Here is a 21,610-nt window from a genome sequence, read left to right as displayed (position 1 = left end):
CCACACGTCCTTCCTGGGGAACGGCGGGCGGACCCCGTTCCGCTGCCGCTCCACACTGCTAACGATCGTTTTCGCCCGAAGATGACGCGGTTGACCGGTATGCGAGCCCCGCTCGCCGTTCACCGGGCGCCGGGGCGCTCGGCGGCCGCCTCGTACAGCAGCCGTTCGATCCGGTCCACACCCGCCGACATCGACATCTCCCGCAGGTACGCCTCCCGGCCGCGCCGGCCCATGTCCGCCCGGGCGGGCGGCGGGATGGTGGCGGCCAGCCAGAACCGGTCGGCCAGGCTCGCCCAGTCCCCCGGCGGGCAGGAGAGCCCCGCCCGGGCCCGTTCCACCAGGTCCGCGGTGTCACCGCCGGCGGAGGCCACCACGGGCACGGCGCAGGAGAACGCCGCCTGGAGCTTCGCCGGCAGGGTGCTGCGCAGCTCGGGCAGGTCCCGCAGCATGACGAGCTGGTAGTCGGCGGCGGCGTACAGGTCCGGCATGTCCCGCGGGGACCGCCGCTCGACGAAGCGCACGTTCTCGGCCCGCAGGTCGGCGGCGAGCCCCCGCACCCGCCGCTCGTCCGCGCCCGAGCCCACCAGGACGAGGTCCACGGTGTGGTCCAGCGCCGCCGCCGCCCGTACCGCGGTCTCCAGGCCCTGCCGGGCGCCGATGGTGCCGGCGTGCATCACCACGCACCGCTCGTCGCGCCGGACCAGCCGGTGGGCCGCGCGGCTGGGCCGGGCGGGGTGGAAGATCCGCTCGTCGGTCCAGTTGAGCACCACCCGCACCCGGGCCGGGTCCACGCCCGCCGTCACGACCCGCTCGCGCAGCGACGGCGCGGCGACCGCGATCCCGTCCGCGGCCCGGTAGACCCGCGCCATCGCGGCGGCGATCCGCCCGGCCCACCGCCCGTTCTCGGCCCCGACCGGATCGTCCTCCGCCCAGACGTCCTGCACGTGCACGACGGTCGGCACCCGGCCCAGCAGGCGGAGCAGGCCCGCCGCGGCGAAGGCGTTCGCCGGCGGCAGGTGGACGTAGAGGGCGTCGACGTCGGCCAGGAACCACCGCCCGGTCACCGTCGCGCTGCCGGCGAACGACAGGTGGCCGGCCATCCGGCCGCGGAGCGACCCGTCCCCGGCGGAGTAGCGCGGGACCCGCCGGACCGTCAGCCGCTCGCTGTGGGTCTCGTACCGCCAGCGCTGCCGCCAGCCCGGGTAGACGTGGCCGCCGGGATAGTCGGGGAAGCCGGTCAGCACCTTCACCTCGTGCCCCCGCACGGCGAGTTCCTCGGCGAGACTGCCCGGGATGAACGCCGGCTCGGGCGGGAAGTGGTAGGACAGGATCCCGATCCTCACCGACCCACCTCCGTCCGGCCTGGACTCCTCGGCGCGGCACCGTGCCGTGGAGTCGTCCGGCCCGCGTACGATGCCGACATCCCCTCCACGTCCGGCCGGCTCCGACGGCCGGCGGCCGACGCGGCGCCACCGTCCGCGACGGCACCGACGAGAGGGGTCCGCATGGTCGACCGGATGTTGTTCGTCTGCCACGCCAACCTGTGCCGGTCACCGATGGCCGAGTACATCGCCCGTCGCCTGCTGGCCGGGCGCGCAGTGACGGTCGCCAGCGCCGGCACGGACGCCGTCGACGACCTGCCGATGCACCCGCACGCGGCGGGCCTGGCGGCCGAGACCGGCGGGGATCCCACCGACTTCCGCAGCCGGCGGCTGCGTCCGGAGCACCTGGCCGGGGCGACACTGGTGCTCACGGCCACGCGCCGCCAGCGCTCGGTCTGCACCGCCCTCGCGCCGGCCGCGCTGCACCGGACGTTCACCCTCCGCCAGTTCGGCCGGCTGGCCTCGGCCGCCGACCCCACGACGGATCCGGCCGACGGTCCCCTGCGGGCGGCGGTCGAGGCGGCCGCCCGCGCCCGGGGGCGGCTGCAACCCGCCACCGGGGACGCGGACGACCTGCGGGACCCGATCGGTGGCACCGTCGCCGACTTCCGACGCTGCGCGGAGGAGATCGAACGGTCGATGCGACCCCTCGCGGCGCTCATCGCGACAGCCGGGTGAGTTCCTGCGTACGGTCGCTGACGACGCCGTCGACCCGCTCCGCGTGCCGGGCGGACGGGGTCGCGTCGGCCGGCACCTCCGGAGTCGCGGCGGCGGCGACCACCCGGTAGGCCTCGTACTGGTACGCCTCCGCCTTGGCCACCTTCGCCATGTTCAGCACGCAGCCGAGCAGCCGGACGGAGACCGAGTTCAGGGCCCGGGCGGCCTGCGCCACCTGGCTGCGGGAGGTGCGGCCCTGCTGGGAGACCAGGAGCGCGCCGTCGGCCTGCACGGCCACCACCACGCCGTCGGTCACGGCCAGCAGCGGGGCGGTGTCGATGATGACGATGTCGGCGGACTCCCGCAGGGCGAGCAGCAGGTCGGCCATCGCCTTCGACCCGAGCAGCTCGCTGGGGTTGGGCGGCGCCGAGCCGCTCGGGAGCACCAGCAGGGACTTGTCGCCCCAGCGCTGCACCACGTCACCGACCTGGACGTCGCCGACCAGCACGTCGGTGAGTCCGATGCCCGCGTCGAGCCCCAGGTAGTCGGCGACCTTCGGGCGGCGCAGGTCGGCGTCGACCAGCAGCACCCGCCAGCCAGCCTCGGCCAGGGCGATCGCCAGGTTGCAGGAGAGCGTGGTCTTGCCCTCGCCCTGCAGGGCACTGGTGACCGCGATGACGCGGGCAGGCTCGTGCACGTCGACGAAGCGCAGGTTGGTGCGCAGCTTGCGCACCGCCTCGGCCCGGGCGGAGTTGGCCGCCTCGCCGACGATCAACGGCTCCGACTTCGCGCTGCTCTCGAAGGGGATCTCGCCGAGCAGTGGGCTGCCGGTGGTGCGCCGGAGGCCGGCGGCGTCGCGCAGGCGGACGTCGGCGACGCCCCGCAGGATCGCCAGGCCCACGCCGGCGATCAGGCCGAGCAGCGTACCGACGGCGAAGTTGCGGACCGGCTGCGGCGAGACGGGCGTCGGGGTGACCCGGGGCCCGCTGACGACCTCGATCCTGATCGGGCCGGCCTTGCCGTCCTGGGTCGTCTCCACCTTCTGCACCAGCTGGACGAACTGGGCGGAGAGCACCTCGGTGACCTTCAGGGCCCGGCTCTGGTCCGTGTCGGTCACCGACGCGCGCAGCAGCACGGTGCCGGTCTCGGTGGAGGTGCTGACCCGGCGCTGGACCTGCTCGGCGGTGAGCCCGACCGGAGCCTCGGCGACCACGCTCTGCGCGAGGCGGTCGCTGGTCAGCAGTTCCGCGTAGGACTTGACCCGCTGCTGGAGGAAGAGGCCGCCCTGGTAGGCGTCGGTGACGCCCTGGGTGGGCGTGGTGACGAAGAAGGTCACCGAAGCGACGTAGCGGGGCTGCGCCCGGACGGTGACGAGGGCGGTGACGCCGAGCGCGACCATGACGGTGAGGAGCACGATCCACCAGTGCCGGCGCACGAGGCGGAGTTGGCGGTACAGGTCCATCAGGCGCGCCTCCGTACCAGGCCGGTAACGCCAAAGAACTTCACGAAAACCCCCAAGGTCGACTTAATCTCGTGAAACCATTAAAGCGACTCATACGCCTTATGTCCCGAGTTACGTATTTTCACCCCTTGACATATGCGCCCAACCCACCACCGGACAAACGGGCGGACGGCGTCCCGGGTGGCGGGGAGAAGGCGACCGGACGTGACGACGCCGGCAATCGCCCCTCCCGGCTCGCCGGTCGCGGCGGCGCTGGATAGGGTCGACAACGGTGTGCCGGGAAGCCTGGTCGGCGTCGACCCCCTGCTGCCCGAGACAAGGTGACTCCCGCGCATGACCGACCGCGCCCCGCACGCCGACCGCCCCCGCCCGCCCCGCCGCTTCTTCTCGCGTACGTCCTGGCCGGAGGCCCGGTTCCTGGCCGACGTGCTGCGGACCGAGACCGTCGGCGGCGGCCTCCTGCTGCTCGGCGCGGTGGTCGCGCTGGTCTGGGCCAACTCGCCCTGGGGCCCCTCCTACGCCGCCCTCGGCGCGTGGGTGCCCTGGCCGGGCGGGGCGGCCCTGCACCTGGACCTGGACCTGGCCGGCTGGGCGGCCGACGGCCTCCTGGCGATCTTCTTCTTCGTCGTCGGGCTGGAACTCAAGCGGGAGTTCGTCGCGGGCGGACTGCGCGACCCGCGCCGGGCGGCACTGCCCGTGGTCGCGGCGGTCGGCGGCATGGCCGCGCCCGCCCTGATCTACCTCGGGATCAACCTCGCCGCCGGCGGGGACGGGCTGCGGGGGTGGGCCATCCCCACCGCGACGGACATCGCCTTCGCCCTCGCCGTGCTGGCGGTCATCGGCTCGCACCTGCCGCAGGGCCTGCGTGCCTTCCTGCTCACTCTCGCGGTGGTCGACGACCTGCTCGCCATCACCATCATCGCGATGTTCTACACCGCCGACTTCAGCCCGCTGCCGCTGCTCGCCTCGCTGGCCCCGATCGCCGTCTTCGGCCTGCTCGTGCAGCGGCGCAGGACGTGGTGGTGGGCGCTGATCCCGCTCGCCGTCACGGCCTGGGCCCTCATGCACGCCTCCGGGGTGCACGCCACCGTGGCGGGCGTCCTGCTGGGCTTCACCGTGCCCGTCCTGCGGGGCAGGGCCGGCGACCCGCAGGGGCTCGCCGCGCACCTGGAGCACCGCTGGCGCCCCATCTCCGCCGGGCTCGCCGTGCCCGTCTTCGCGTTCTTCGCCGCCGGGGTCTCGCTGCGGGGCGCCGACCTGGGCGCGGTCGTCACCGACCCGATCGTGATCGGCGTCGTCGCCGGCCTCGTGCTCGGCAAGGCCCTCGGGATCTTCGGCTCGACGTTCCTGCTCGCCCGGTTCACCCGCGCCCAGCTCGACGAGGACATCACCTGGACGGACCTGCTCGGCGTGGCGCTGCTCGCCGGGATCGGGTTCACCGTCTCCCTGCTGATCGGCGAACTCGCGTTCGGCCCCGGCAGCGCCGCCGCCGACAACGTCAAGGCGGCCGTGCTGAGCGGCTCGGTGATCTCCGCGTTGCTCGCCACGGCCGTGCTGGTGCGACGCAACGCCGCCTACCGGCGGATCGCGGCGGCGGAGCGGGTGGACGCCGACCGCGACGGCGTGCCGGACGTCTACCAGCGCGGGCAGGGCTGAGCCGGCCGCCGTGCCGGGCCGGTCGCCGGCCTGCCGTTACTGCTGGCGGTGCCGGCCCGGCGTTGTTCAGCCGGCCCCGTCCGGCGCCGGCGTCGTTCAGCCGGCCGCGTCCGGCGCCGGCGCGGGCGGATGTCGGAGCCGCCCCGGCGGTCCGGCCGGCCCGCTGGCGGTGAGCGCGGCCCAGAGCAGCCGGCGCAGCAGGACGATCGCCGCCGCGGCGGCCAGGGCCGTCCAGCCCTGGCCGCCGGCCAGCCGCAGCAGCCCGGCGGCGGTCAGCAGGTCCAGCAGCACCCGCATGGCGCACCGCCAGGAGCCCGTGCCGAGCAGCACCGCCAGCCCGGCCAGGGCGGCGAGTGCGGTGGTGGCGGTGACCAGGGCACGGATCACCGGGCACGCTCCGACTCCCGGACCTGCTGCTGCTCCTGGCGGATCTCCCGGCCCAGGAAGTAGTTCAGCGCGGTCCGGATCGCGGCGATGGCCGCCAGCTGGCCGATCTGGGTGAAGGTCGGCGAGACCGCCGTACGCAGGATGTCCGCCGCGAGTTGGAACTCCAGCCCGAGCGTGAGGAACCGCCCCAGGGAGAGCCGGATCGGGGTGAACACGGCGGCGCTGCGGTGCCGCAGTCCCTCGACCACGAACCGCAGCGCCGCCCACGCCGCCCCGACGAAGATGACCACCGCCCCGGCGACCTCCACCGCCGTGACCAGGCCCTGGTAGCCGTGGCGCAGGATCTCCTCGACGCCCATCGGCTGGCGTTACCCGGCCAGCACGGCGGTAGTCGGCGTCAGGTGAGTTGCGTGACGGCCTCCAGGATCAGCCAGAGCCCGCAGATCGCGAAGAGCACCGCGGCGCCGTACTTGATGGTCTTCTCGGGCAGCCGCTTGCCGAGCATCCGCCCGACGAGGATGGCGAGCGCGTCCGCCGCCACCATGCCGATCGTCGAGCCGAGCCAGGTGCCGAACCAGCCGTACTGGGTGGCGAGGGTGATGGTGGCGAGCATGGTCTTGTCGCCCAGCTCGGCCAGGAAGAACGCGACCGACACCGCGACGATGGCGGACTTGCCGCTCTTCTCGGCCTTGCGCTTCTCCTCCTCAGTGAGCGAGTCACCGCGCAGGGTCCACGCGCCGAAACCGAGGAACGCCACGCCCGCGACGAGCGAGATCCACTCCGTCGGCAGCGCGGCGCCGAGCCCGTAGCCGATCGCCACCGAGGCCAGGTGCACCACGGCGGTGGCGACGGTGATCCCGATCAGGACCGGCACGGTCTTGAAGCGGGTGGCGAAGGTCAGGGCCATCAGCTGGGACTTGTCCCCCAGCTCGGCGACGAAGATGACGCCGAAGCTGACGACCAGCGCGACGAGGAAACCTTCCATGACATCCTTCCGGATCATGCCGGGAGGAGGTACGGGGGCGCCCTCGACCCGGCTGCAACAGCCTGAGTCGAAGGTCTCGCCCGCCTCGGATGACGAGGCCGCGTGGCCGGATGCGGAACGCACCAGTGTGTCGACCACGACATTGGGGGCTACTCCCCTTCGCGTCGCCCAGCCTAGCCGATCACCGATCGGGCCGGCTCCGGCGGGTGAAGATGCTCACCCGCCGGCGACCCCGCCGGTCACCTGGCGCGGCCCCACCGGTCACTCGGCGCGAGCCAGGGTCACGCCGAAGAGGCCGGCCGGATCGGTCCAGAAGTCGTGGGCGGCGAAGCGGGCCGAGCCCAGCTCGGCGGCGATCCCCTCGGGCCGGAACTTCGCCGACACCTCCGTGCGCAGCTCCTCGCCCTCGGCGAAGGTGACCGTCAGGTCCAGCACCCGTACGCGCATCGGCCGCCGCGCCCGCAGCCGCATCTCGATCCACTCCCGCTCGGCGTCCCAGAGCGCGACGTGGGCGAACCCCGCCGGATCGAAGTCGGCGCCCAGCTCCCGGTTGACCACCCGCAGCACGTTGCGGTTGAACTCGGCGGTGACCCCGGCCGCGTCGTCGTACGCCGGCACCACCACCGCCGGGTCCTTGACCAGGTCGGTGCCGATCAGCAGCCAGTCCCCCGGCTCCAGCGCGGCCCGCATCGCGGCGAGGAAGCTCGCCCGCTCGACCGGCAGGAGGTTGCCGATCGTGCCGCCCAGGAAGAGCACCAGCCGGCGCCCACCGGTCGGCAGGCGGTCCAGGTGGCGGGTGAAGTCCCCCACGATGCCGCGCACCCGCAGCCCGGGGTAGTCGGCGGCGATCTCGGCGGTGGACTGCCGCAGCGCGCTGACCGACACGTCCAGCGGCACGAACGTGCCGAGCCCGCCCCGGCGGGTGAACGCGTCCAGCAGCAGCCGGGTCTTCTCCGACGAACCCGAACCGAGCTCGATCAGCGTCTTCGCCCCGGTCAGCTCGGCGATCGTGGCCGCCCGTTCGGCCAGCACCGCGCGCTCGGCCCGGGTCGGGTAGTACTCCGGCAGACGGGTGATCTCCTCGAACAGCTCGCTGCCGCGGGCGTCGTAGAACCACTTGGGGGGCAGCCACTTCTCCTCGGCCGTCAGGCCGGTGCGGACGTCCTCCCGCAGGCTGCGGCCCAGGTCCTGCTCCTCCAGGTGGATCTCCAGCGGCTCCGCGCTCATGTCATCCCCTTCGTCGTCGGGTGGAACGTCCCTGTCGGCCGGCGGTCAGACCTCGGCGAGGGCGCGGACGCGTACCCCCGTCGCGGTGGCCTCCACCAGTTTCCCCTCCGGCACCGCCTGCCAGCCGGGGTCGTCGTCGTGCGGCTCGGACGCCAGCAGCACCGAGGCCGGCGTCGCGCGGATCGACAGCGCGTGCCCGGCCACGCTGGCCACCACGGTGCGCCCGTCGGTGAGCAGCAGGTTGAGCCGGGACCCGGGCGCGGCCCCGGCCACCGCCGTCACGGTCTCGGCGATCGCGCGCGCCGGCTTCACCCCGGCCCGCAGCCGGTGCCGCACCAGCGCCCACACCAGCGCCGAGTCGGTGGCCGCGTCGAGGGTGAGCAGGTCGCGTACGGGCAGGGTGGCGGCGAGCGGGACCATCGAGTCGGGCCAGCCCCGCACCACCCCGTTGTGGCTGAACAGCCACCGCCCCTCGGCGAACGGTGCGGCGGCCCCGTCGAGGACCGCCATGCCCACCGTGGCGGAGCGGACGGCGGCCAGCACCGCGCCGGCCGAGGTGACCTGCGCGAGCTGGGCGATGGTCGGGTCGCTCCAGATCGGCTGCGACCGCCGGTAGCGCACCGGCTCACCGTCGCCCGGGTACCAGCCGACGCCGAAGCCGTCGGCGTTGATCGTCCCGCCGCCGCGCATGTCGCGGGGCGCCCAGGACTGCCGCACGAGCGAGTACGGCGGGTCGAACAGCAGTTCCCGCAGGGTGACCGGCGGCCCCAGGTAGGCCAGGTGACGGCACATCAGGCGGCACCGCCCGGCCCGGCGGGACGACGCGGGCGTCGGCCGCCGATGTCGCCTGGCCCCAAACCCAAACCCAAACTCCGGCCCAAGCTCCGGCCCCGGCCCCGGCCCCGGCCCCGGCCCCGGAGCAGGGTGCCCGGTCGGCGCGCGGCCCGGCCGTCCGGCGGCCCCGTCCTCACGGCTGCGACTCCTCCGGCCGGGCGTCCCGCGCGCAGCGGAACCCGCTGAAGATCTGCCGCCGGATCGGGAAGTCCCAGTTGCGGAAGGTGCCCCGGCAGGCGGCCCGGTCGGTGCCGAACGACCCGCCGCGCAGCACCCGGTGGTCGTCGCCGAAGAAGACCTCCGAGTATTCGCGGTAGGGGAACGCGGTGAAGCCGGGGTGCCCCCGGAACGGCGTGGAGGTCCACTCCCACACGTCGCCGATGAGCTGGTGCACGCCCAGCGGCGAGGCGCCGGCCGGGTAGGCGCCCACCGGGGCGGGCCACAGGTGCCGCTGGCCCAGGTTGGCGTGCTCGGCCGTGGGGTCGTCGTCGCCCCAGGGGTAGCGGCGGGAGCGGCCGGAGGCCGGGTCCCAGCGGGCCGCTTTCTCCCACTCCGCCTCGGTCGGCAGCCGCCTGCCGGCCCAGGCCGCGTACGCCCGCGCCTCGTGGTAGCAGACGTGCACCACGGGCTCGTCGTCGCGGACCGGCGCCCACCGCCCGAACCGCCGGTGGGCCCAGCCGTCACCGTCGCGTCGCCAGTGCATCGGCGCGACCAGCTCCGCCTCCCGGCGGTGCCGCCAGCCGGCCGGGCTCCACCAGCGCGGGTCGTCGTAGCCGCCGTCGGCGATGAACTCGCGGTAGCGCCCGTTGGTCACCGGCGCGGCGTCGATGGCGTACGCCGGCAGGTGGACCCGGTGGGCGGGTCGCTCGTTGTCCAGCGCCCACGGGTCGGTGTCGGTGCCCATGGTGAACTCGCCGGCCGGCACCAGCACCTCGGCGTCGACCCTGACCGTCGGTTCCGGCGGCGGCGGGGCGTGCAGCACCGCCGGGCCGGCGCGCAGCTGGTGGGTGGCGAGCATCGTCTCGTCGTGCTGCTGCTCGTGCTGCACGATCATGCCGAAGGCGAAGCCGTCGGCGACCAGCGGCCGCTCGGTGAACGCGACCCAGTCCAGCAGGTCGAGCACCTTGTCCCGGACGGTGAGCAGGTAGGCGCGGGCCTCCTGCGGGGGCAGCAGCGGCAGCGTCGGGCGGTCCCGGCGGGGCTGCTTGAACGCGTCGTACAGGTCGTCGATGTCCCGCCGGACGGGTTCGCGCCCGCCCACGTCCCGGACCAGCCAGAGTTCCTCCTGGTTGCCCACGTGGGCGAGGTCCCAGACCAGCGGGGACATCAGCGGCGAGTGCTGCCGCGTCAGGTCGGCCTCGTCGACCGCCTCGGTCAGCAGGGCGGTGCGGGCGCGGGTGCGTTCGAGTTCCGCCGCGATCCGGCTGCGCAACTGCTCCGGGCCCGCCGGGCGCGTGGTCGTTCCGGTCACCGGTGACTCCTCCCCGCGGCGTCCCGTCGCCGCCGTACGCCTCGGTCGATGTCGTCGTGCAGGGCCGCCGGCAGGTCGAGCCGGGGCAGGGCCGCGAGGGCCAGGTCGAACAGGTCCGCCGCCGCGGCGGCCAGCGCCGAATCGCGCAGGCCGTGGCGGGCGGCGGCGTGCCACCGGTGCGCCACCGGCCCGGCGACGGCGCGGGTCGCGCGGACCGTGCCCGGGTCGGCGAGCAGGACGGCCAGCACCGCGAGCGGGAGCACCCAACCCCGGCCGGGCTGCGTGTCGAGGTAGCGCAGCTCCAGGTAGCCCCGGGGCCGCACCGGCGGGAAGAGGGTGCTCACGTGGTAGTCGAGGTCGTCGGTGGTGGGCGGTCGGGGCAGCGCCCCGTCGACCCAGTCGGCGAACGTGACCCCCGGCGGCGGCGTCCAGTCCGGGCCGTCGCCGCGTACGCAGAGCAGTGGCGCGGCGAGGACGTACCTGGTCCAGGCCGTGACCGGGTCGGCGTCGGTCTCCGGCGTCCACACCGGACGGGTGCGGGCCGGGTCGATGCCGTACCAGGCGGCCATCCGGGCGGACGCCCAGCCGGTGCTGCGCCCGGCGTGCCGGTCGGCCGTGGCGAACGCGGCCAGCAGGGGCGGCCCGAGCGCGTGCACCGCCGCCCAGCGCTCCGGCAGGTGTTCCGGCTCCCCGGCGTCCAGGCAGACCTGGAGACCGGCGGTGCTGTACATCATCGTCCGGCCGGCCGGGCCGCGCCGGTCGAAGACGTGGCGCATGGCGCGGTAGCGGGGGCCCTCGACCACCGGGCGGGGCGGCCGGTGCGGGTCTATGCCGCTGCGCCCGAGGACCAGCCCGGCGGCGTCGAGCAGGCCGTTCAGCACGGCGATGTCGCCGTCGGTGGCGTGGATGAGGGTGGCGAGCGAGGAGCGTGGCGCGGTGGAGATCTCCAACTGCCCACCGGGCTCCACGGTCACGGTGCCACCGTGCGGGAGCGGCTCGGCGGGGCTCGCGCGGTCTAGGGTGCGGGGGCTGTGTCGCCCCAGGGCCGCCCGGAGCCGCTCGCCGTCGACCGGGCGGGCGGGGTCGGCGGCGTCGTGCACGGTCCATTCGAGTTCGACGCCGGTGCGGGTCGGTGGGCCGGTCTTGAAGCAGATGCGCGCGAGGTGGCCCTCGGCGGCGGCGGACTCCCGCAGGACGGTGGTCCGGTCGAGCTCCGGCGATGTCACCACGGCATGGCCCCCTTCCCGGCCGACTTCCGTTCGGTGTCACCGTAACGCCACCCACCGTCATCGGCGCGGGCGTCGGTGGTCCCACCCACTCCTGTCTAGCAGACGAATTGCGTGCGGCCGGCCGGAACATGCAGCGGAAACGGGCGGTCCCCGCCCGTCGCGAGGGACCGGGAGAATCAGCGGCCGGGATCGACCGCGAGGGGCGTCAGTCGGCCGGAGTAGGAGACGGGGTCGGGCTCGGCCCCTTCTTCGGGGGCTTGTCCGACGACTCCTCCGCCGCCACGTCGGGCAGCAGTTCCCCGCAGAAGCCTTCGACCTGCTCCCGGCCGCCCGCCGCGGTCACCAGGCGCGCGAACGAGGGGGTGTCCAGGGCCTTCTCCCGCTGCGCCGGCTTCTTGGCCAGGTACGCCCGGCAGAGCCCGCGCAGTTGTTCGGCGCGCTGCGGGGGCGATCCCGGCGCGTCGCCGGCGGTGCTGCCGGGAGCGGGTGCGCCCGAGGTCGGGGCGGCGGAGGGGCGGGGCGGGGTCCCGGTGGGGCGGCCACCGGTGTCTCCGGTCGAACCGTCCCGATGCGGGCCCGTGGTGGCCGGCGCCGGGGTGGTGGGACGGGGCGGCGGGGCCGGGTCGTCGGCCCGGTCCAGCGTGACGGCGGCGAAGGCGGCGCCCGCGGTCGCGGTGACCGCGATCCCCGCGCCCCAGGCCATGGCGCCGGCGGTGAACCGGCGCCGGCGTGGCGACGGGGCGGCTCCGGCGGCGGGGCCGGCCGCACGGGCCGCCCGGAAGGCCGCCAGGGCGTCCTCCTCCCCGGCCAACTCGCCGGGGCGGGCGGGGGCGGCGGCGGCGGAGAGCAGCCGGGCGAGCGGCTCGGCGTCCGGCGCACGGGAGGCATCCGCGCGGGCGGCGTCGAGGAGCCGGTCGGACGCGCCGGGGTCGGCGGGCCGCTCGGTCCGGCGAGAGAACATCCTGGATCCCCTCACGTCAACCGTCCGCCGGTTCGGCGTGCGACGCCTGCCGCCGGCCGGTGCGCGGTCGGGGCGCCGCGGCGGCCTCGGGGGCGGCCGGCGACCGGCTCGGGTCGTAGCGTTCCATCAGGACGGCGAGCCGGCGCAGCCCCCGGTGGGCGGCGGTGCGCACGGCACCGGCCCGGCGGCCGAGTACCCGCCCGGCGGTCTCGGCGTCCAGCCCGACGACCGCGCGGAGCAGGACGGCCTCGGCCTCGCGGGGCGGCAGGGTGGCGATCAGCGCGAGCGCCGCCTCGGTGCCGATCGTCTCGCCGACCCGTTCGGCCGTGTCGGCGTCGCCGGCCAGCTCGGCGAGCGCCTGCACCGGCACGGGCAGCGAGGGACGACGGCGCTGCCGGCGCAGGTGGTCCATGGCCCGGTTGCGGGCGATGGTGACGGTCCAGGCCCGGAACTCGCCACCGGTGAAGCTGGGCAGGTCGCGGGAGACCTGCAGCCAGGTCTCCGAGGCGACGTCCTCGGCGTCCGCGCCGACCAGGGCGGTCAGGTATCGGAGCAGGCCGGGCTGGAGGCTGCGGTAGAGGAAGCGGAAGGCGTCCTCGTCGCCGGCCTGCGCCGCCACGACGGCCTCGTTCAGCTCACCGGCCATCTGGTCGCCGCTTCCGTCCCGTGGACACGCGCGGGCGGCACACCCCCACGTGGGCGTGTGCGAGGCAAACACGGTCCGGCAAACGGACCTGATCCCGCACCCTCAGCCCCCCGCTGACCTGATCACGCCCGGGACCGCGTCGCCCGGATGGTTACGTCTGGACTCCTGCCGTGGCGGCACGGCCGGTGGCGCAGGTGCCGCGGCGACGCCATGGGGCGGGCCCGAGTCGGGCTAACGCTAGGAGCGCCGGGTCGATCGGGCAAGCCCGCCCCGGTGGGCAGAAGAGTGAGAATTATCTAGCCGTTCGGCCGGCCCGTCGCCGTAACGGCGCGGCGGCCCGGGACGCTGCACGCCGTCGCCGGGCTCGGGCGGCCGCGCATTCGACCAGCCCACGACGGACATAGGGGGAATGTCGTCACACACGGTCCACGGGCGCTCACAGCCCATCCGAGGCGGGTCCGGTCCCGCCGCCCCTGCCGCGCCGGGCGGCGCGGGTCGGCCCGGCGGCACGCGGCGCGCCGATCCCCGCCGGCCTGGGTACGGTAATGCTGTGTTGTCATCGGAGGTCGTACTCAGCGGTCGCTACCGCCTGGACGAGCGTGTCGCCACGGGCGGCATGGGCGACGTCTGGCAGGGCAAGGACCTCGTCCTCGGCCGACAGGTCGCGGTCAAGGTCCTGCTGCCGGCGCTGGTCTCCGACCCCGACTTCATCGCCCGCTTCCGTGCCGAGGCCCGGATCATGGCCGCCCTGCGCCACCCGGGCATCGTCCAGGTCTTCGACAGCGGCGAGGACGACCTGCCCGACGGCGGGCGGGCCGACTACCTGGTCATGGAGTTCGTGACCGGTCAGCCACTGTCCAAGCGCATCGAGGCCGTCGGGCGTCTCGACGTGGCCGAGACGATGGCGATCGTCGCGCAGGTCGGGCAGGCGCTGCACGCCGCGCACCTCGGCGGGATCGTGCACCGCGACGTCAAGCCGAGCAACCTGCTGGTGCAGGAGGACGGCAGTGTCGTGCTGGTCGACTTCGGCGTCGCCCGGTCGACCAACATCACCAGCATCACCAGCACGAACGCCGTGCCGGGCACCGCGCTCTACATGGCGCCGGAGCAGGCCGCCGGCCGGCCGGTGTCCGGCGCGACCGACATCTACGCCCTCGGTGCCGTGACCTACTGCTGCCTGAGCGGCAGCCCGCCGTTCACCGGCGACAACCCGCTGCAGGTCGCCGTGCGCCACCTCGACGACGAGCCGCCGGAGTTGCCGCACGACGTTCCGGAGGCGGTCCGCGCGCTGGTCTCCCGCGCCCTGGCCAAGGATCCGGCCGACCGGTTCAGCAGCGCGGCGGCGATGGCCGAGGCCGCCCGCGCCGCCGTGTCCGACCCCTCCGCGCCGACCGCCATGGTGCCCGCCGCCGCGGCGGCGGGCGGCGTCGACCCGGGCACCCGCACCGACGTGCCGGTCGCCGCGACCGCCGCCCGCCGGAGGCGACGCGGCACCCTGGTCGGCGCGGCCACGGCGGTGCTGGTGGCGCTGGCCGGCCTCGGCGCGGCGCTCGGCGCGTCGCACGAGGCCGACGCGCCGGCGGTCAAGGTCCCGCAGGCGACCACCCCGGCCGCGGAGCCGAGCGGCGGCGCCGAGGCGCCGGTGAAGCAGGAGGACGCCCCCGTCGACCCCGGCCGGCCGTTCCGGCCCACCGGCTCCACCGCCAGTCCCTCGCCGTCGGCCACCGCGCCACCGGTCTCGCCCCAGCCGAGCGGGTCGGCGGCTCCGGAGTCGCCGGATCCCACCAAGACCGACAATCCGCCGGCGACGCCCAGCACCAGCACCGCCCCGACGCAGACCACGCCGCCGACGGAGCCGACCCCGACCCAGACCACCCCGGTCGAGCCGGCCAATCCGCCGGCGGTCTGAGCGCCGCCCTTCCGCCACGCCCGTCCCACCGGCACCGATAACCCCCAAACCGGACGTACGGGCACAGAAATCCCTCTAGGCTCCCCAGCAGCACTTTCCGCCCTCTGCCTCAGGAGCCCGGGTGAGCGTTGAGAAGTTGGTCGTCATCGGTCAGGGGTACGTCGGCCTGCCGCTGGCCATGCGAGCCGTCGAGGCCGGCCTGGACGTGGTCGGCCTGGACGTCGACTCCGACCGGGTCAAGCGGCTCGCGTCGGGCGAGTCGTTCGTCGAGGACATCCCCGCCGACCGGCTGGGCCGCGCGCTGGGCAGCGGCCGGTACCGGCCGAGCACGGCGTACACCGACGCGGAGGGCTTCGACATCTGCGTGATCACGGTGCCCACGCCGCTGCGCGACGGCACGCCCGACCTCAGCTTCGTGGAGCAGGCCGGCATCGGCATCGGCCCGTACGTGCGGCCGGGCTGCACGGTGATCCTGGAGTCCACCACCTATCCCGGCACCACGGAGGAGCTGCTGCGCCCGCTGCTGGAGGCGGCCAGCGGGCTGCTCAGCCCGGGCGACTTCCACCTGGGCTACAGCCCCGAGCGGATCGACCCGGGCAACCCGACGTGGCGCCTGGAGAACACCCCGAAGGTGGTCTCCGGGATGGACGCGGTCGCCCTCGCCCGGGTGGACGGGTTCTACCGCCGGCTCGTGGAACGGACCGTGCCGGTGGACTCCACCCGGGTGGCGGAGCTGACCAAGCTGATCGAGAACACGTTCCGCCAGGTGAACATCGCCCTGATCAACGAGCTGACGATGCTCTCCCACCACCTCGACATCGACGTCTGGCAAGCGATCGAGGCGGCGGAGAGCAAGCCGTTCGGCTTCATGCCGTTCCGGCCCGGCCCGGGGGTCGGCGGGCACTGCCTGCCGATCGACCCGTGCTACCTGTCCTGGCAGGTCAAGCGGCGCCTCGGGCGGCAGTTCCGGTTCATCGAGCTGGCCAACGACGTCAACCACGAGATGCCCGAGCACGTGGCACGACGGGTCATGAACGGGCTGAACCGGGCCGGTCGCGCCGTCAGCGGGGCCCGGCTGCTGCTGCTCGGGCTGGCGTACAAGAAGAACACCGGTGACATGCGGGACTCTCCCGCCGTCGACGTCGCCCGGCGCCTGCAGGCCCTCGGCGCGGACGTCCGGGCGGTGGAGCCGTACGCGGAGTTGCACCAGATCCCGGGCGGCGTGCTCGTGGTGGAGCTGACCGAGCGCGAGATTCGCGCGGCGGATGCGGTGGTGGTGGTCACCGACCACGACGACTTCGACTACGACCTGGTGACCCGGCACGCCCGGTACGTCTTCGACACCCGCAACCGGTGTGCCGGCCCGGTGGTGGAACGCCTGTAGACCCGGCACCGCTGGCCGGTCCCGGCACCCGGACGGGCGACGGGACCGGCCGGCGGCTGTCACTGGTCGCCGAGCGCCTCGACCACCGGCCGGGACAGCGCCCGGCGCGCCGGCAGCACCGAGGCGACCAGAGCGGCCACGACCGCGACCCCGATGATCAGACCCAGCTGCCCCACCGGCAGCACCACCGTGAAGTCGCCGCTGATCCGGGCCAGCAGGGCCATCGCGGCGGCGCTGACGCCGGTGCCCAGGCCGACCCCGAGCAGCGCGCCGACCAGCGCCATCAGCACCGCCTCGACGGCCAGCATGGCGCGCATCCGCCCCCGGGTCAGGCCGACCGCCCGCAGCACGGCGTTCTCCCGGGTCCGTTCCACCACCGACAGGCTCAGCGTGTTGGCTACCCCCACCAGCGCGATCACCACGGCCAGGCCCAGCAGCGCGGTGACGAGGGCGAGCAGCATGTCGACCGTGGCGGTGAGCATCTTCTTGTACGCGCCCTGGTCCATCAGGTTGGCCGTCGGATACCGGGCGACCACCGCCTCGACGGCGGCCCGGGCCCGATCGGCGGAGACCCCGTCGGCGGGATCGATCTCGGCCAGGTAGCCCCGCTCGTCGGGGAAGAGGGCGGCGAAGTCGGCGTCCACCACGTCGATCACGTGGCCGTCGGGGACGGGGCTGCCGGCGAGTGCCGGTCCGTCGGCGGTGACGATCGCGGCCACCCGCAACGACCGGCCGCGCACGGTGACGGTGGAGCCGGTCGTCCAGCCCCGGGCCTCGGCCAGCTCCCGGTGCACCAGCACCCACCCGGGGCCCAGCCGGTCGACGTCCCCCGCCACGACGCCCGTCAGCGTCCGGGCCACCAGGGCGGGGTGCGCGGCCTGGATCTGCACGCCGGCGGCGACGGCGCCGCGCCGCTCGTGCACCACCGCCAGTTCAGGCCGGGCGCGCAGCTCGGCCACGAGCGGCGCCGGCAGGTCCCCGCCGATCCCGGTGACCAGCCAGTCGACCCCGATCTCGGCGTCCACGCTGCGCTCGATGCCGTCCTTGGTGCTGCGGGCGCCGACCACGAAGGCCGACACCAGACCGATCCCGATCACCAGGGCCGTGGCGGTCGCGGCGATCCGGCGCGGATTGCGTACGGCGTTCGCCACGGCCAGGCCGGCGGTGGCGCCGAACAGCCGGCGGGCCGGCCACCCCAGCACCCGGACCAGCGCCGGCACGAGCACCGGGCCGAAGAGCACGATGCCGAAGAAGGTGAGCACGCCACCGGCGGCCACGAGCACCACCTGGACGGCGTACGCGGCGCCGACCAGCGCGGCGATCCCGGCGGCGAAGACCAGCGCCCCGGCGGTCAGCCGGAGCCGGCCGGCACCCCGGGCGGGTTGGACCGCCGCGTCGGTGAGCGCGGCGACCGGGGCGATCCGGGTGCCCCGCCACGCGGGCAGCAGGGCGGCGCCCATCGTGATCGCCGTGCCGAGGAGCAGACTGACCAGCACGGTCGATCCGGTGACGGTGAGCCCGCCGGGCGTCGGCGCGTCGAGCCGCGCCATCACCTGGTTCATGCCGCCGGCCAGGGCCACGCCGATCAGCACGCCGATCGCGGAGGCGACCAGCCCGACCAGCGCGGCCTCCAGCAGCGCGGCGCGGAACAGCTGGCCCCGGGTCGCGCCGACCAGCCGCAGCAGCGCGGTCCGTCGGGTCCGCTGCGCCAGCACGATCGCGAAGGTGTTGGCGATGACGAAGCCGGCGACCACGACGGCGACCCCGGCGAAGGTCAGCAGCGCCATGTTGAACTGTTGGAGGTCGCGGACCGCATCGGTCACGGCGTCGTCGAGGATCCGCTGCCGGGTCTTGACGGTCGCGCCGGCGCCGACGGCCTCGGCGGTCCGCTCGACGAGCACCCCGTCGGCCGTGCCCGGCCGGGCGGCCACCATGATCCGGTCGTAGCCGCGTTGGCCGGTCACCGCGAGGGCGTCCGCGCCGACCAGGCCGATGAACGGACCGCCGACGTCGCGGGCGGTGCCGGCCACGTCGACCGTGCCGACCAGCGTGTACCCGCGGGCCGCTCCCCCGCCGCCGCCGACGCGTACGGGCGCGCCCAGGGTGAAGCCCTCCTCCGCTGCGGTGGGCGCGTCCAGCACCACCTCGCCGGGGCGGTCGGGCAGCCGGCCGGCCACCACGTCGTACGAGCGCAGCGCCTCGTCGACGGGGATGGCGGCGAGGACGGCGTAGCCGAGCACGGGGCGGCCGTCGGCGCCGACGATGCCGCCGGAGCCGAGCAGTTCCCCCTCGGCGGCGGCGACCCCGTCGACCGAGCGCACCTTCTCGACCAGCGTGGCGGGCAACGGGTCGCCGGTGGTGGAGTGGACGGCGAGGTCGGTGTGCCGGTCGAACGCCCCGGCCCGCTCGTACGCGCCGGTGCGCATCCCGTCGACGAAGATCAGTGTGCCGGCGATGAACGCGACGCCGAGCACGATGGCCAGCGAGGAGAGCATCAGGCGCAGTGCCTCGGCGCGGAGCTGGCGCAGGGTCGTCCTGATCACCGGGTCACCGCCTCGCGGCCGGCGGCCGGTACGCGCGCCGCGTCGAGGCCGGCGAGCGCGTCGAGCACGCGCTCGGCGGTCGGCGCGGTGAAGTCGCGTACCGGCCGGCCGTCGGCGAGGAAGACCACCCGGTCGGCGTGCCCGGCGGCCGACGGGTCGTGGGTCACCATGATCACCGTCTGGCCGAGGGTGTCGACGGCCTCGCGGAGCAGGCGCAGCACCTCGGCGCCGGAGCGGGAGTCCAGGTTGCCGGTCGGCTCGTCGGCGAAGATCACCCACGGCTTGGTGATCAGGGCGCGGGCGACCGCCACCCGCTGCTGCTGGCCGCCGGAGAGCTCGGCGGGACGGTGGCACAGCCGGTCGGCGAGCCCCACCGCGGCGACGACCTGGCGCAGCCAGGCCCGCTCCGGCCGCCGGCCGGCGATCGCCAGGGGCAGCACGATGTTCTCCTCGGCGGTCAGCGCCGACAGCAGGTTGAACTTCTGGAACACGAAGCCGACCCGGTCGCGGCGCAGCAGGGTGAGCCGCTTGTCGTCGAGGCCGGCGAGGTCGGCGTCGCCGATGCGCACGCTGCCGGAGGTGGGCCGGTCCAGGCCAGCGAGGCAGTGCATGAGGGTGGACTTGCCGGAGCCGGAGGGGCCCATGATGGCGGTGAACCGGCCGGCGGCGAAGTCGACGTCGACCCCGTCGAGGGCGACGACGGCGGCCTGGCCGGCGCCGTACCGCTTGGACAGGCCGCGGGCGATGACCGCCACGCCGGCGGTGGCGTGCGCGGGAGGTGCGACGGACACGTGGAGCTCCCCGTGGAGATCGTGGCTGGGACGTCTCCGACGCTATGGGCGCCGCCGGTCCGGCCGCGTCCACCCGCGCGTGGTGATCCCGCTGCGACCTCGGGAGCCCCTGACGGGGTGGGCCCGTACGACCTGGGTCGTAGACCGGCTCAGCCGCCGGGGGTGACCAGCCCCGTCTCGTACGCCAGCACCACGGCCTGCACCCGGTCGCGGAGCTGGAGCTTGGCGAGGATCCGCCCGACGTGCGTCTTCACGGTGGCCTCCGCGACGTGCACCCGGGCGGCGATCTCCGCGTTGGAGAGCCCCTGCGCCACCAGCAGGAGGACCTCCCGCTCGCGTTCGGTGAGCTGGCCGATCCGGGGATCCTCGGCGGGCCCGGGGCCGAGCCGGCCGGCGAACCGGTCGAGCAGCCGCCGGGTGATGGGTGGGGCGACCACCGAGTCGCCCAGGGCGACCACCCGGATGGCGGCCAGCAGCTCCTCGGGCGGGACGTTCTTGAGCAGAAAGCCGCTGGCGCCCGCCTGGAGCGCGGCGAAGGCGTCGGCCTCGGTGTCGAAGGTGGTGAGCACCAGCACCCGGGGCGGGCCGGCGGGGCGGTCCCGGCAGATCCGGCGGGTCGCCTCCACCCCGTCCATGGTCGGCATCCGGACGTCCATCACCACGACGTCGGCCTCGACGCGGGCCAGCAGCCGCAGGGCGTCGGCCCCGTCGATCGCCTCGCCGACGACCTCCAGGTCCGACTGGGAGCCCAGCACCATCCGGAAGCCGGCGCGGACCAGCGCCTGGTCGTCCACGATCACCACGCGGACCGTCATGCCGCCGTCACCTCCGTCGTCGGGGACGTCGACGGTAGCGGCAGCCGCGCCTCGACCTGCCAGCCCCCGGCGAGTCGCGGGCCCGCGGTGAGGCTGCCGTCGTACACGCCGACCCGCTCACGCATGCCCACCAGGCCGTGCCCGCCGGACGGCGCGGGACTGACCGGCGGCCGGCCGCGCCCGTCGTCGACCACCCGGACCACCACGGCGTCGCCGGCGTGCGCCACGGTGACCTCGACGTCGGCGCCGACCCCGGCGTGCTTCAGGGCATTGGTCAGCCCCTCCTGCACCACCCGGTAGACGGTCAGTTCCAGCCCGGACGGCATCGGCGCCGGCTCCCCGGTGACCGCGTGCCGGGCCCGGAGGCCGGCGGCGCGGAACCGGTCGAGCAGGGCGGGCAGCTCCGCCAGCGCCAACCGGCGGTGCGCCGGGTCGGCGGTCGCCCCGGCGTCGCCGGGCGCACCCGCCGCGCCGGGCCCGGCCTGCGCGTCCGGCGCGTCGGGCTCCCGCAGTACGCCGACCAGCCGGCGCATCTCCTCCAGCGCCTGCCGGCCGGTGTCGGCGACCACCTTCACCGCCTGGCGGGCGGTCTCCGGGTCCCGGTCGAGCATGAACCGCGCCCCGTCGGCCTGCACGATCATCACCGCCATGCTGTGCGCCACCACGTCGTGCAGTTCCCGGGCGATGCGGGTGCGTTCCTCCGCGACCGCGGCGCGCGCCTCCGCCTCGCGTTCCCGCTCCAGGGTGGCGGCCCGCTCCTCCAGGCTGAACACGTAGAGCCGGCGGGTGCGCACGTTCAGCCCGACCAGCCAGACCGCCCCGGTGACCAGCCCGTAGTAGATCGCCGCCGCCCACCAGGCGATGGCTCCCGAGGTCTGGAGGCCGGCGAGCACCACCCCGACGGCGGCGCCGATCCCGGCGAGGACCCCGTCGCGGAGCCGGTCGGCGTACTTGATGACGCTGTAGAGGGCGATCAGCACCGCGACGTCGAAGGGCAGCGGCCCCCAGCCGGCGACGACCTGCACCATCGCGAGCGCGGCCACCACGGCGGCGACCGCCGACGGGTGGGCCCGGCGGAACAGCAGCGCCACCGCCATCGCGGTCCCGACCAGGGTGGCCCTGCCACCGCCGGGCTGGTTCGCCATGCCGGCGAGGCCGAGGAGCGCCACCGTGGCGGAGACGAAGGCGTCGAAGGCGACGCCGCGCAGGGGGCGGCCGAGGATCGCGCGGTTCACGGTCACCCAGCGTACGTGCCGCAGGTCAGGGGGTCG

At 75.2% G+C, this 21,610-nt stretch carries 19 protein-coding genes; 4 read left to right on the top strand and 15 right to left on the bottom strand.

The features are described 5' to 3' along the window. Positions 1 to 119: 119 nt before the first annotated feature. Positions 120 to 1,343 (bottom strand): glycosyltransferase family 4 protein, encoded by a 1,224-nt coding sequence (locus ACPXCB_RS14285; protein ID WP_425875577.1) that lies wholly within the window; start codon positions 1,341 to 1,343, stop codon positions 120 to 122. A gap of 162 nt (positions 1,344 to 1,505) precedes the next feature. On the opposite strand from ACPXCB_RS14285, the gene ACPXCB_RS14280 reads away from it, so the two are divergent. Then, entirely contained in the window at positions 1,506 to 2,060 is a 555-nt protein-coding gene (locus ACPXCB_RS14280) for a low molecular weight phosphatase family protein (protein ID WP_425875575.1), read from the top strand. Here the strand turns inward: ACPXCB_RS14280 and ACPXCB_RS14275 are convergent. Next, positions 2,041 to 3,501, bottom strand: coding sequence for a polysaccharide biosynthesis tyrosine autokinase (locus ACPXCB_RS14275; protein ID WP_425875573.1), 1,461 nt, complete (start codon positions 3,499 to 3,501; stop codon positions 2,041 to 2,043). The genes ACPXCB_RS14280 and ACPXCB_RS14275 overlap by 20 nt on opposite strands. Before the next feature lie 333 nt (positions 3,502 to 3,834). On the opposite strand from ACPXCB_RS14275, the gene nhaA reads away from it, so the two are divergent. Continuing rightward, entirely contained in the window at positions 3,835 to 5,157 is a 1,323-nt protein-coding gene (gene nhaA / locus ACPXCB_RS14270; RefSeq protein ID WP_425875571.1) for a Na+/H+ antiporter NhaA, read from the top strand. A gap of 96 nt (positions 5,158 to 5,253) precedes the next feature. Here nhaA and ACPXCB_RS14265 read toward each other — a convergent pair whose 3' ends face one another. The 9 genes from ACPXCB_RS14265 to ACPXCB_RS14225 form a co-directional block, all read right to left on the bottom strand. Further along, positions 5,254 to 5,544, bottom strand: coding sequence for a hypothetical protein (locus ACPXCB_RS14265; RefSeq protein WP_425875569.1), 291 nt, complete (start codon positions 5,542 to 5,544; stop codon positions 5,254 to 5,256). Then, positions 5,541 to 5,903: a DUF1622 domain-containing protein gene (locus tag ACPXCB_RS14260; protein WP_151455143.1), complete on the bottom strand. Its 363-nt coding sequence runs from the start codon at positions 5,901 to 5,903 to the stop codon at positions 5,541 to 5,543. The genes ACPXCB_RS14265 and ACPXCB_RS14260 overlap by 4 nt, the downstream gene beginning before the upstream one ends. A 38-nt stretch (positions 5,904 to 5,941) precedes the next feature. Then, positions 5,942 to 6,529 (bottom strand): TMEM165/GDT1 family protein, encoded by a 588-nt coding sequence (locus tag ACPXCB_RS14255; RefSeq protein WP_425875848.1) that lies wholly within the window; start codon positions 6,527 to 6,529, stop codon positions 5,942 to 5,944. 261 nt (positions 6,530 to 6,790) lie between these two features. Further along, complete coding sequence (gene egtD, locus ACPXCB_RS14250; protein WP_425875567.1) at positions 6,791 to 7,756, bottom strand: L-histidine N(alpha)-methyltransferase; 966 nt, start codon at positions 7,754 to 7,756, stop codon at positions 6,791 to 6,793. Between the two features lie 45 nt (positions 7,757 to 7,801). Then, positions 7,802 to 8,548, bottom strand: coding sequence for an ergothioneine biosynthesis protein EgtC (gene egtC / locus ACPXCB_RS14245; protein ID WP_425875565.1), 747 nt, complete (start codon positions 8,546 to 8,548; stop codon positions 7,802 to 7,804). Between the two features lie 175 nt (positions 8,549 to 8,723). After that, positions 8,724 to 10,061 (bottom strand): ergothioneine biosynthesis protein EgtB, encoded by a 1,338-nt coding sequence (gene egtB, locus ACPXCB_RS14240; protein ID WP_425875563.1) that lies wholly within the window; start codon positions 10,059 to 10,061, stop codon positions 8,724 to 8,726. Further along, positions 10,058 to 11,290, bottom strand: coding sequence for an ergothioneine biosynthesis glutamate--cysteine ligase EgtA (gene egtA / locus ACPXCB_RS14235; protein WP_425875561.1), 1,233 nt, complete (start codon positions 11,288 to 11,290; stop codon positions 10,058 to 10,060). The genes egtB and egtA overlap by 4 nt, the downstream gene beginning before the upstream one ends. Before the next feature lie 205 nt (positions 11,291 to 11,495). Beyond that, positions 11,496 to 12,251 carry a hypothetical protein gene (locus ACPXCB_RS14230; RefSeq protein ID WP_425875559.1) on the bottom strand — a complete coding sequence of 252 codons (756 nt, stop codon included), beginning with the start codon at positions 12,249 to 12,251 and terminating at the stop codon, positions 11,496 to 11,498. 16 nt (positions 12,252 to 12,267) lie between these two features. Beyond that, positions 12,268 to 12,897: an RNA polymerase sigma factor gene (locus tag ACPXCB_RS14225; protein ID WP_425875557.1), complete on the bottom strand. Its 630-nt coding sequence runs from the start codon at positions 12,895 to 12,897 to the stop codon at positions 12,268 to 12,270. 550 nt (positions 12,898 to 13,447) lie between these two features. On the opposite strand from ACPXCB_RS14225, the gene ACPXCB_RS14220 reads away from it, so the two are divergent. Next, positions 13,448 to 14,806, top strand: a complete 1,359-nt coding sequence (locus ACPXCB_RS14220) for a protein kinase domain-containing protein (RefSeq protein ID WP_425875555.1) — start codon at positions 13,448 to 13,450, stop codon at positions 14,804 to 14,806. A 121-nt stretch (positions 14,807 to 14,927) separates the two neighbouring features. Further along, entirely contained in the window at positions 14,928 to 16,190 is a 1,263-nt protein-coding gene (locus tag ACPXCB_RS14215) for a nucleotide sugar dehydrogenase (protein ID WP_425875553.1), read from the top strand. A gap of 59 nt (positions 16,191 to 16,249) precedes the next feature. Here ACPXCB_RS14215 and ACPXCB_RS14210 read toward each other — a convergent pair whose 3' ends face one another. The 4 genes from ACPXCB_RS14210 to ACPXCB_RS14195 form a co-directional block, all read right to left on the bottom strand. Then, the gene (locus ACPXCB_RS14210) at positions 16,250 to 18,733 is read right to left on the bottom strand and encodes an ABC transporter permease (protein WP_425875551.1); all 2,484 of its coding nucleotides are present in this window, start codon (positions 18,731 to 18,733) and stop codon (positions 16,250 to 16,252) included. Then, entirely contained in the window at positions 18,730 to 19,524 is a 795-nt protein-coding gene (locus ACPXCB_RS14205) for an ABC transporter ATP-binding protein (protein WP_425875549.1), read from the bottom strand. The genes ACPXCB_RS14210 and ACPXCB_RS14205 overlap by 4 nt, the downstream gene beginning before the upstream one ends. A 149-nt stretch (positions 19,525 to 19,673) precedes the next feature. Then, on the bottom strand, positions 19,674 to 20,339 hold the full coding sequence (locus tag ACPXCB_RS14200) for a response regulator (RefSeq protein ID WP_425875547.1): 666 nt from the start codon (positions 20,337 to 20,339) through the stop codon (positions 19,674 to 19,676). After that, the gene (locus ACPXCB_RS14195) at positions 20,336 to 21,580 is read right to left on the bottom strand and encodes a sensor histidine kinase (protein ID WP_425875546.1); all 1,245 of its coding nucleotides are present in this window, start codon (positions 21,578 to 21,580) and stop codon (positions 20,336 to 20,338) included. Before ACPXCB_RS14195 ends, ACPXCB_RS14200 begins: the two co-directional genes overlap by 4 nt. Positions 21,581 to 21,610: the final 30 nt, after the last annotated feature.

This window comes from Micromonospora sp. DT62 (assembly GCF_049847285.1).
Lineage (GTDB): Bacteria > Actinomycetota > Actinomycetes > Mycobacteriales > Micromonosporaceae > Micromonospora > Micromonospora reichwaldensis.
Note: the sequence above shows the minus strand (reverse complement) of the source record. Positions and strands in the feature narration are given on the sequence as shown.

Bases quoted from the DNA above. Each gene is read 5' to 3' on its own strand.
- ACPXCB_RS14230 (WP_425875559.1), bottom strand. From the start codon at position 12,251: ATGTTCTCTCGCCGGACCGAGCGGCCCGCCGACCCCGGCGCGTCCGAC.
- ACPXCB_RS14255 (WP_425875848.1), bottom strand. From the start codon at position 6,529: ATGGAAGGTTTCCTCGTCGCGCTGGTCGTCAGCTTCGGCGTCATCTTC.
- nhaA (WP_425875571.1), top strand. From the start codon at position 3,835: ATGACCGACCGCGCCCCGCACGCCGACCGCCCCCGCCCGCCCCGCCGC.
- ACPXCB_RS14200 (WP_425875547.1), bottom strand. From the start codon at position 20,339: ATGACGGTCCGCGTGGTGATCGTGGACGACCAGGCGCTGGTCCGCGCC.
- ACPXCB_RS14275 (WP_425875573.1), bottom strand. From the start codon at position 3,501: ATGGACCTGTACCGCCAACTCCGCCTCGTGCGCCGGCACTGGTGGATC.
- ACPXCB_RS14225 (WP_425875557.1), bottom strand. From the start codon at position 12,897: ATGGCCGGTGAGCTGAACGAGGCCGTCGTGGCGGCGCAGGCCGGCGAC.
- egtD (WP_425875567.1), bottom strand. From the start codon at position 7,756: ATGAGCGCGGAGCCGCTGGAGATCCACCTGGAGGAGCAGGACCTGGGC.
- egtC (WP_425875565.1), bottom strand. From the start codon at position 8,548: ATGTGCCGTCACCTGGCCTACCTGGGGCCGCCGGTCACCCTGCGGGAA.
- ACPXCB_RS14260 (WP_151455143.1), bottom strand. From the start codon at position 5,903: ATGGGCGTCGAGGAGATCCTGCGCCACGGCTACCAGGGCCTGGTCACG.
- ACPXCB_RS14280 (WP_425875575.1), top strand. From the start codon at position 1,506: ATGGTCGACCGGATGTTGTTCGTCTGCCACGCCAACCTGTGCCGGTCA.